The organism is Clostridium acidisoli DSM 12555, from assembly GCF_900176305.1.
GTDB lineage: Bacteria > Bacillota > Clostridia > Clostridiales > Clostridiaceae > Clostridium_I > Clostridium_I acidisoli.
Genome location: NZ_FWXH01000029.1, coordinates 19,518 through 27,112, shown reverse-complemented (window position 1 = coordinate 27,112; position 7,595 = coordinate 19,518). Strand labels below are relative to the sequence as shown.

Here is a 7,595-nt window from a genome sequence, read left to right as displayed (position 1 = left end):
TATTCATATTATTAAGTTAATATGTTATAAACACTACGACCTTCGGTCAAAAAAATGAAGTACAAAATACTTTAGATTTATAAATTTAAGTTCAAAGATTTTTCTCAGCATAGCTAAGAAAAATCATCCTAGCCCTTTTGCTGAAAGCAAATTCTCTCACCATTAACGGCATTATACCGTTAATTCTTTAATCTTGCCACTCTGGCAATCTTTCACCTTTTTACTCACGCAGTAGAGGAAAAATCTTTAACCAGTTACTTCGCAATTTCTTCATATTACGTAACAAAATCTATTTAATGAAAAATATAAATTATCTTATTGTAGTATATTAATAATATACGAAAATTATAAATTTAGCAATTCAATTATTGACTCAGCCTTTTTGTCTGAATTAAATTCGGCATCGTTTATATTTAGAGCTATTACAGGGTAATCTGACTTCTCATATTTAAAAGCATCTAAGCTGTTTTCTTCAAATGCATTAGGATTTCTTTTTTTGCATATTTCATTTGAAGCTTCTACAAATACCTCAATATAATTATCTTTGCCAACTATTTCTTTTGCCTCTTCTCTATGCTTTTTAAATCTACTTACGGAACTTACTATAGTTATTGTACCACTATCTGCAAAAAGACTAGCTACTTCTGAAATTCTTCTTGTTTGTTCATGTGCATCTTCCTTTGTAAACTCAAGGTCGCTACTTAGCCCAAATCTAAGATGTGCAGAGTCAATATAATATACTTTTTTCCCTAAATCAAACAATTTCTTTTCTAATTTTACTGCTATTTCATTTTTGCCACACCCTGGAATTCCTGTAAGCCATATAACCTTACCTTTTTGTTTAAGTGCAGTTTCTCTTTCTCTCTTTGTTACAAGTCTTTTTCTTATAGCAATATTTTTGCTCTTAGTTTCTGATATTTCTCTTTTAATAGAATCTTCTACATTTGAAATTATTCCCCCACCGCTTGTATTATAATCATCAATTATAACAAATCTTCCTAGTGCTGCTATATCTCCAAATGCATCAAAACATATAGGAGTTTTTGTTTTAATTGTAACTTCTGCTACATCATTCTTTTTGATTGAATTGAGATTTTCATTTGAATCTAAAGATACAGCATCTATAACTTTATTAAATGATATAATCTCAAACTCTACTTCTTGTGTTGCTAGTTTAAGCTTATAACTTTTGCCCTTTTCAAGATTGTTTTTTCCAAGCCAAAACACGTTTGCATTAAATATATTTGCAGTGCTTACATGTTGATCTTCTTTATGGCAAATTATTTCCCCTCTTTTGTTAAAGAATTCATCTTCAACAGTTATTCCTACAGACATTCCAGCACTTACTACATCTGTCTTGTCTTTGTCTTGCCATACTTCAATAGACTTAACTCTTGTAGTCTTACCACTTGGATATATTGCAATTTCATCACCCTTTTTTAGTGTGCCTGCTTCTATTCTTCCTGCAATTATTCTCCTGCTGTCAAATTTATAAACGTCTTGAATTGGAAACCTAAGTGGTTTTTCTTCGATTCCCTTTTCTTTTTCAATTTTGTCCATGGTTTCTATTACTGAATCACCTTTATACCAAGGCATGCTTTCTGGTTTTGAAGTCACATTTTCACCGTTAAAGGCAGATATAGGTATGTACCTTTCAGGATAAATATTTAGATTATTTAGGTATTCATTAAATTGTTCTTGTATTTCATTAAACCTTTCTTCTGAATAATCTACAAGATCCATCTTATTTACAATTACATATACCGTTTTTATTCCTAGAAGTGAAAGTATGTATCCATGCCTCTTAGATTGCTCTTGTATTCCTTCCTTGGCATCAATTAAAAGAAATGCTGCTTCTGCACTTGCTGCTCCTGAAATCATATTCTTTAAAAACTCTTTGTGTCCTGGTGCATCAATGATTACGTAATCTCTTTTCTTTGTGAAAAATTGGATCATTGTTATATCTATAGTTATACCTTGCTTTTGTTCTTCTTCAAAAGCATCTAAAAGATATGCATACTCAAAGCTTTTTCCTTTTTCTGCTGAAATCTTTTTTACCTTTTCAATAGCGCCATTAGGAAGTGATTTTGTGTCGTATAAAAGTCTTCCTATAAGTGTTGATTTACCATGGTCCACATGTCCTACTACAACAATATTTAAATTTTCTCTTTCGCTCTTCAATTTGTCCACCCCCATTACATATATCCATGCTTTCTAAGTTTTTCTAATGCATGTGCATCTTCTTGATCTTGTGCTCTTCCTGATCTTTCTGTATCCTTAGTATTTTTTAATTCTTCAATTATTTCGTCTAAGGTAGATGCATTAGAATCAATTGGGTTTGTACATGGTGCACATCCAAGGCTTCTATACCTCTTACCATTTTTAGCAAAATATAAATCAATTATGGGAATGCTTTCTCTTTTTATATATTCCCATATATCAATTTCTCTCCATCCTAGTAGTGGATGAATCCTTATATGATTTCCTTTTTTAAAATCAGTTTTAAATTGATCCCAAAGTTCAGGGGGCTGGTCTGTATAATCCCACTCTGAATCTGCATTTCTTTCGCTAAAAACTCTTTCTTTAGATCTTGAACCTTCTTCATCTCTTCTAACTCCAACAATAAGTCCTTCAAATTCATACTTGTCAACAACTTGTTGAAGTCCATCAGTTTTTAATGCCTTACAACATATAAGTCTTCCCTTTTCTGGTCCCATGCCCTCTTCTAATGCTTTATGATTTGTATTTACAATAAGGTTTAAATTATATTCCTTTGCTATTTTATCTCTAAATTGTATCATTTCAGGAATTTTAAAAGTTGTGTCCACATGAATTAATGGAAATGGACAATTCCCGAAAAAAGCTTTTTGCGCAAGCCAAAGCATTACTGTAGAGTCCTTTCCAATTGACCAAAGCATACCGAGCTTTCCAAAATGTTTATATGCCTCTCTTAAAATATAAATACTTTCTGCTTCTAATCTATCTAAATGATCCATGTTAATTCCTCCCTTAGTTTCTATCTAATCCACATCTCTGTCTAACATTTTTTTCTAAAGCACCAAAGATAAATTTATCAATTACAAGCCCTAAAACTATAATTACAATCATAACTGACATAACCTGATTTATATCTGCAAGATCTCTTCCAAGCATAAGTATCTGACCAAGTCCCTTGGTTGCAGATAACATTTCTCCTGCAATCAATGCTCTCCAGGCAAAAGACCAGCCTTGTTTCATTCCACTTATTATTGATGGCAGTGCAGATGGTATAACTACATTGAAATAAAGCTTTAACCCTTTTGCTCCCATAGTTCTTGCTGCTTTAACGTATATTGGATTTACATTCTTTATGCCTGCTTCAGTTGCCATTGAAATTGCAAATACAGATCCTATTGTAGTTACAAATATTATGGAACTTTCATTTAAACCAAACCAAAGTATTGCGAATGGTAGCCAACAAACGCTTGGTAGTGTCTGTAATCCTAAAATAAGTGCACTAAAATTTTCATCTAAATATTTAAATCTTACTATTAATAAACCAATAATAAGACCAATTATAAGTGAAATTAAATAACCTATAATTATTCTTCTCATACTTATTAATATAGCTGCAATTAATGTATTATCCCCTATTAACGAGCCAAGGGTTTTTAATACATTTATAGGTGATGGAAAAGTATACACCTTCCATATACCTAATACATCAACCCCTACTTTATAAACCGCTTCCCATATCATTATTAGAATTATATAAAATATTACTCTTTTCAATACTCCAATCACTGTCGTATTCACTTTTTGCAACTTTTTCCACCTCCTCTTTAAGTTCCTTCATAACCTCTGAAGCAACATAAGCTAGATCAATACTTTGAGCTTCTCTTGGCCTTGCCAGTTCAATTTTGAACTCTCTTTTTATTCTTCCTGGATTCGCAGACATTACTATTACCCTATCACCTAAGAGTACAGCTTCCTCTACATTATGTGTTACAAAAACTATTGTTTTCTTTGTTTCCCACCATATCTTTTGAAGTTCTAATTGAAGTATGCTTTTTGTCTGACTATCTAATGCTGAAAATGGTTCGTCCATAAGAAGTAGCTCTGAGTCAAGGGTTAGAGCTCTTGCAAGAGCTACCCTTTGTCTCATTCCTCCAGAAAGTTCATGTATAAAAGAATTCTGGAATTTTGTTAAATGTACCATTTTTAAATATGTTAGTGCTTTTTCTCGTCTCTCATCCTTTGGTATTCCAGCCATCTTCATGCCAAATTCCACATTATCTACAACTCTAAGCCAAGGAAAAAGTGCTGATTCTTGAAACATCATTGCTTTATCAGGTCCAACCTCTTTTACTTCATTTCCATTAAGGCTTACTATTCCCTCGCTAGGTTTTAAAAGACCTGCCATTATATTAAGAAGCGTTGATTTTCCACATCCAGAAGGTCCTAGAAGACATATAAACTCACCTTTTTTTATAGATAAATTTATATTGTCTAAAGTATAGGTTTCTTTGTTTTTAGTTACAAACCTTTTGTTTACTCCCTTTATTTCTAATCCCAAACTTGTCACCTCCTAATTAATGACCTTTTCACCTTTTGCTTTAAGAACTTTGTTTAATATATCTAGATTAAATAGTCCATTAACATCATCTGGTTTCTGCTTTATAAATCCAACCTTTAATGACATATCAATCATTGCTTTTGTAGCATCTTTTTCCGGATCTACTGTTGAAGATAATCTGCCAAAAGATGTGCTTAATACATCTTTTGAAAGGTCTTTCTTAGTTAAGGTTTTAAATTCAGCATTAGCTTCATCTGCAGCTTTATCTTTATCGCTTTTTATATAATCCGTTAATTCCACATGAGCCTTTAAAAACTTTTCAACAATATCTGGATGATCTTTTATGAATTCTTTTCTTGCAACTACAAGTGCTGTAGGATATTTTCCATCTCTCCAAACCTTATTCGCATCTAAAACCAAGTCAGCTGATGCTTCTTTTTGAATTCTTGCACCCCATGGCTCTGGAACTAGTGCTGCATCAATTGATCCCTTATCAAGAAGTGTTACTATATCCGGATTGTCTGCTGCAACTATTTGAACATTTCCACCTTTAGTACTATCTTTTAGTCCATTTTCTTGTAAAAGAAATCTAAGTGTTAAATCCTGAGTATTTCCTAGTTGAGGTATTGCCACTTTTTTATTAGCAAGGTCTTTTACATTTTTAATATTTTCACCTTTTTTAGCAACTAAAACTGCCCCAGCATCAGTTGCTCCAGCTATTACCTGTAAATCTCCTTTTGATTTTGTATAACCGTTTATTGCTGGTCCTGGTCCAATATACCCGATATCTACTGCACCTGATAAAAATGCTTCTACTTCAGATGAACCTGCATTAAACTGTTTCCATTCAATCTTTGTATTATTTCCAAATGCCTTTTTAAATTTTCCTTCTTCCATTCCAACTAGTGCCTGAGAATGAGTTATATTAGGGAAATATGCAATTCTTACTGTACTGGCATCATCACTTTTTTTAGTTGTGCATCCAGCTAAAACCCCTACAATTAATGTTCCAATTATGGCTAAAGTTAATAGTCTTTTTTTCATTTTTTTACCCCCTTAATATTTATTTGATTCTTTCCTATTGGTAGTTATTACGGTTTCATTCTCATTCTTGCACACTATATGCCAATTTAATGTATCCTCATTTTCTTCAACATATAAATGTGCACCATTTCCTCCAATGTCGACACCTAGGTAATATTCAATAGCAGAAAATTTACATTCTTTAAGACAAGCAGTACATCCCCAGCAGTCCTTTTCATATTTTATAAAAGCTTTGTTTTGTTCATTTTTATAGATTAAACTTCCAGGACAAACCTCTACGCATTTATTACAACCAACGCATTTGTTTTCTTTAATTTTTATGCTCATAAATCTCATCCCTTCCAACTAAATCTCTAAAAATAATATTTACCTCTCCATTTTTATACACAGAATTTATGTATTTTAAATAATTTTTATCATCAACTTGTGGATAATCTTGAAATTCCTCATAGCAATGCCACCTTGTTTCACATCTTGCTAACATATGTTTAATAAGAACCTTTGCCACATATAGTCTATCTAATAATTCATATATGAATAATAGGTTATGCATATCACTTGCATAAAGCTTATATGTTATTTTTATAAGTTCTTCTATCTTTTCTTGTGCAAGCTTTAACTTATTACTACTATAACTATAATTTTGTGAAATCCCTCCACAGTATTCATCCATAATCTTTTGCATAAGTTCTTCAACTTGCTCTACATTGAATTTTGAATCCTTATTTTCAAAGAAATCCCTAACCACTTTTAAATGCACTTCTATCTCTTCATTTGAAAGCTCTTCCTGCTTCAAATCCTTTATATATATAACCGCTTCTACTGCAGCAATTTCACCTTCTGCAAAAGAACCTGTTACATATTTTTTAGGACTTCCCCCTGCTACATCTCCAGCTGCATATAATCCTTCTATTGTAGTTCTTCTACTAGCATCTATCCAATATCCACTTGCTGCATGACCACCAACAATATAAGGTTCTGTTCCCTCTATTTCAACATTTTCAGTTCTTGGCGAAGTACCATTTTCTATCCACTTAAGAGTTTGAGCTGGTGCCATGTTTAAATAAGCTTTAAGGAGCTCTTTTTCCTGTTCTTCATTTATATCTGTAGTCTTTAAATAACAAGGCCCATTCCCATTTAAATTTTCCATTACTGTTGCGTACAATCTATTAATTGTAGTTGGCTTTCCATATTTTTTTACGTATAATTCCTCTTTTGAATTAATCTGAGGTGTCTTAATTCCTTGGGCTATGGTTCCAGTTGGTGCTATAGTATCTTTACATCTTAATGCAATAAATCTCATTTCAAAGGTTGTCATTTCTGCTCCTGCTCTTATGCCCATAGCATATCCTGCTCCAGTATTAAATGGACTGTACCACATTTTATGCCTTGAAAAATTAGGATTATTAGGTTTATATATACCTGCTGCGCCTCCAGTAGTACAAATTACAGCCTTTGCATAAATTATATAAAATTTTTCTTCAGTTATTGAAAACCCAACAGCACCGATAACCTTTCCACTCTTTATTATGTAATCTGTGATGTTTAACTTATTTTTTACTTCTATATTTTTTGATTTATAAACAGCCTGAGAAAGTATTGGTTTTATATTTTCACCATTTATCTTTATACTTCTTTTGCCTCGAGTTACATATCTTCCTTGCTCATCTTTTAAAATTGTAAGTCCTAACTCTTCTATATCCCTAGTTACACTATTAAGCCTTTTTGCTATTGAGTAAACAAGATCTTCCCTTACAATATTATTAAATTCTTTTTTTACATATTCCACAAAGGATTCAGGTGTTTCTTCTTTTGTAATATATGCATTAAGTGCATTTACTCCTGCTGCAAGACATCCACTTCTCTTTATATTAGCCTTTTCTGCAATTAATACCTTTGAAGTTTTAGCTGCCGTTAGTGCTGCAAAACATCCTGCTGCTCCTCCACCTATTATGAGAATGTCGGTTCTTATAATTTCAGTTTTTAGTTTCATTAT

7 protein-coding genes are annotated in these 7,595 nt (G+C 32.2%); all 7 read right to left on the bottom strand.

Annotated elements, in window-relative coordinates; translation table 11 throughout:
• Window positions 1–345 precede the first annotated feature (345 nt).
• The 7 genes from B8978_RS17870 to B8978_RS17840 are packed head-to-tail and all read right to left on the bottom strand — an operon-like array spanning window position 346 to window position 7,592.
• Window positions 346–2,181 carry a GTP-binding protein gene (locus B8978_RS17870; protein ID WP_084117652.1) on the bottom strand — a complete coding sequence of 612 codons (1,836 nt, stop codon included), beginning with the start codon at window positions 2,179–2,181 and terminating at the stop codon, window positions 346–348.
• 14 nt (window positions 2,182–2,195) lie between these two features.
• On the bottom strand, window positions 2,196–2,996 hold the full coding sequence (cysD, locus tag B8978_RS17865) for a sulfate adenylyltransferase subunit CysD (protein ID WP_084117651.1): 801 nt from the start codon (window positions 2,994–2,996) through the stop codon (window positions 2,196–2,198).
• Between the two features lie 13 nt (window positions 2,997–3,009).
• Window positions 3,010–3,738, bottom strand: a complete 729-nt coding sequence (locus tag B8978_RS17860; protein ID WP_084117653.1) for an ABC transporter permease — start codon at window positions 3,736–3,738, stop codon at window positions 3,010–3,012.
• Entirely contained in the window at window positions 3,716–4,555 is an 840-nt protein-coding gene (locus B8978_RS17855; protein ID WP_084117650.1) for an ABC transporter ATP-binding protein, read from the bottom strand. Before B8978_RS17855 ends, B8978_RS17860 begins: the two co-directional genes overlap by 23 nt.
• 12 nt (window positions 4,556–4,567) lie before the next feature.
• A complete protein-coding gene (locus B8978_RS17850) occupies window positions 4,568–5,599 on the bottom strand; it encodes an aliphatic sulfonate ABC transporter substrate-binding protein (protein ID WP_084117649.1) in 1,032 nt (343 codons plus the stop codon).
• 12 nt (window positions 5,600–5,611) lie between these two features.
• On the bottom strand, window positions 5,612–5,926 hold the full coding sequence (locus B8978_RS17845; RefSeq protein ID WP_084117648.1) for a 4Fe-4S dicluster domain-containing protein: 315 nt from the start codon (window positions 5,924–5,926) through the stop codon (window positions 5,612–5,614).
• A complete protein-coding gene (locus B8978_RS17840) occupies window positions 5,910–7,592 on the bottom strand; it encodes an adenylyl-sulfate reductase subunit alpha (protein WP_084117647.1) in 1,683 nt (560 codons plus the stop codon). Before B8978_RS17840 ends, B8978_RS17845 begins: the two co-directional genes overlap by 17 nt.
• Window positions 7,593–7,595 lie beyond the last annotated feature (3 nt).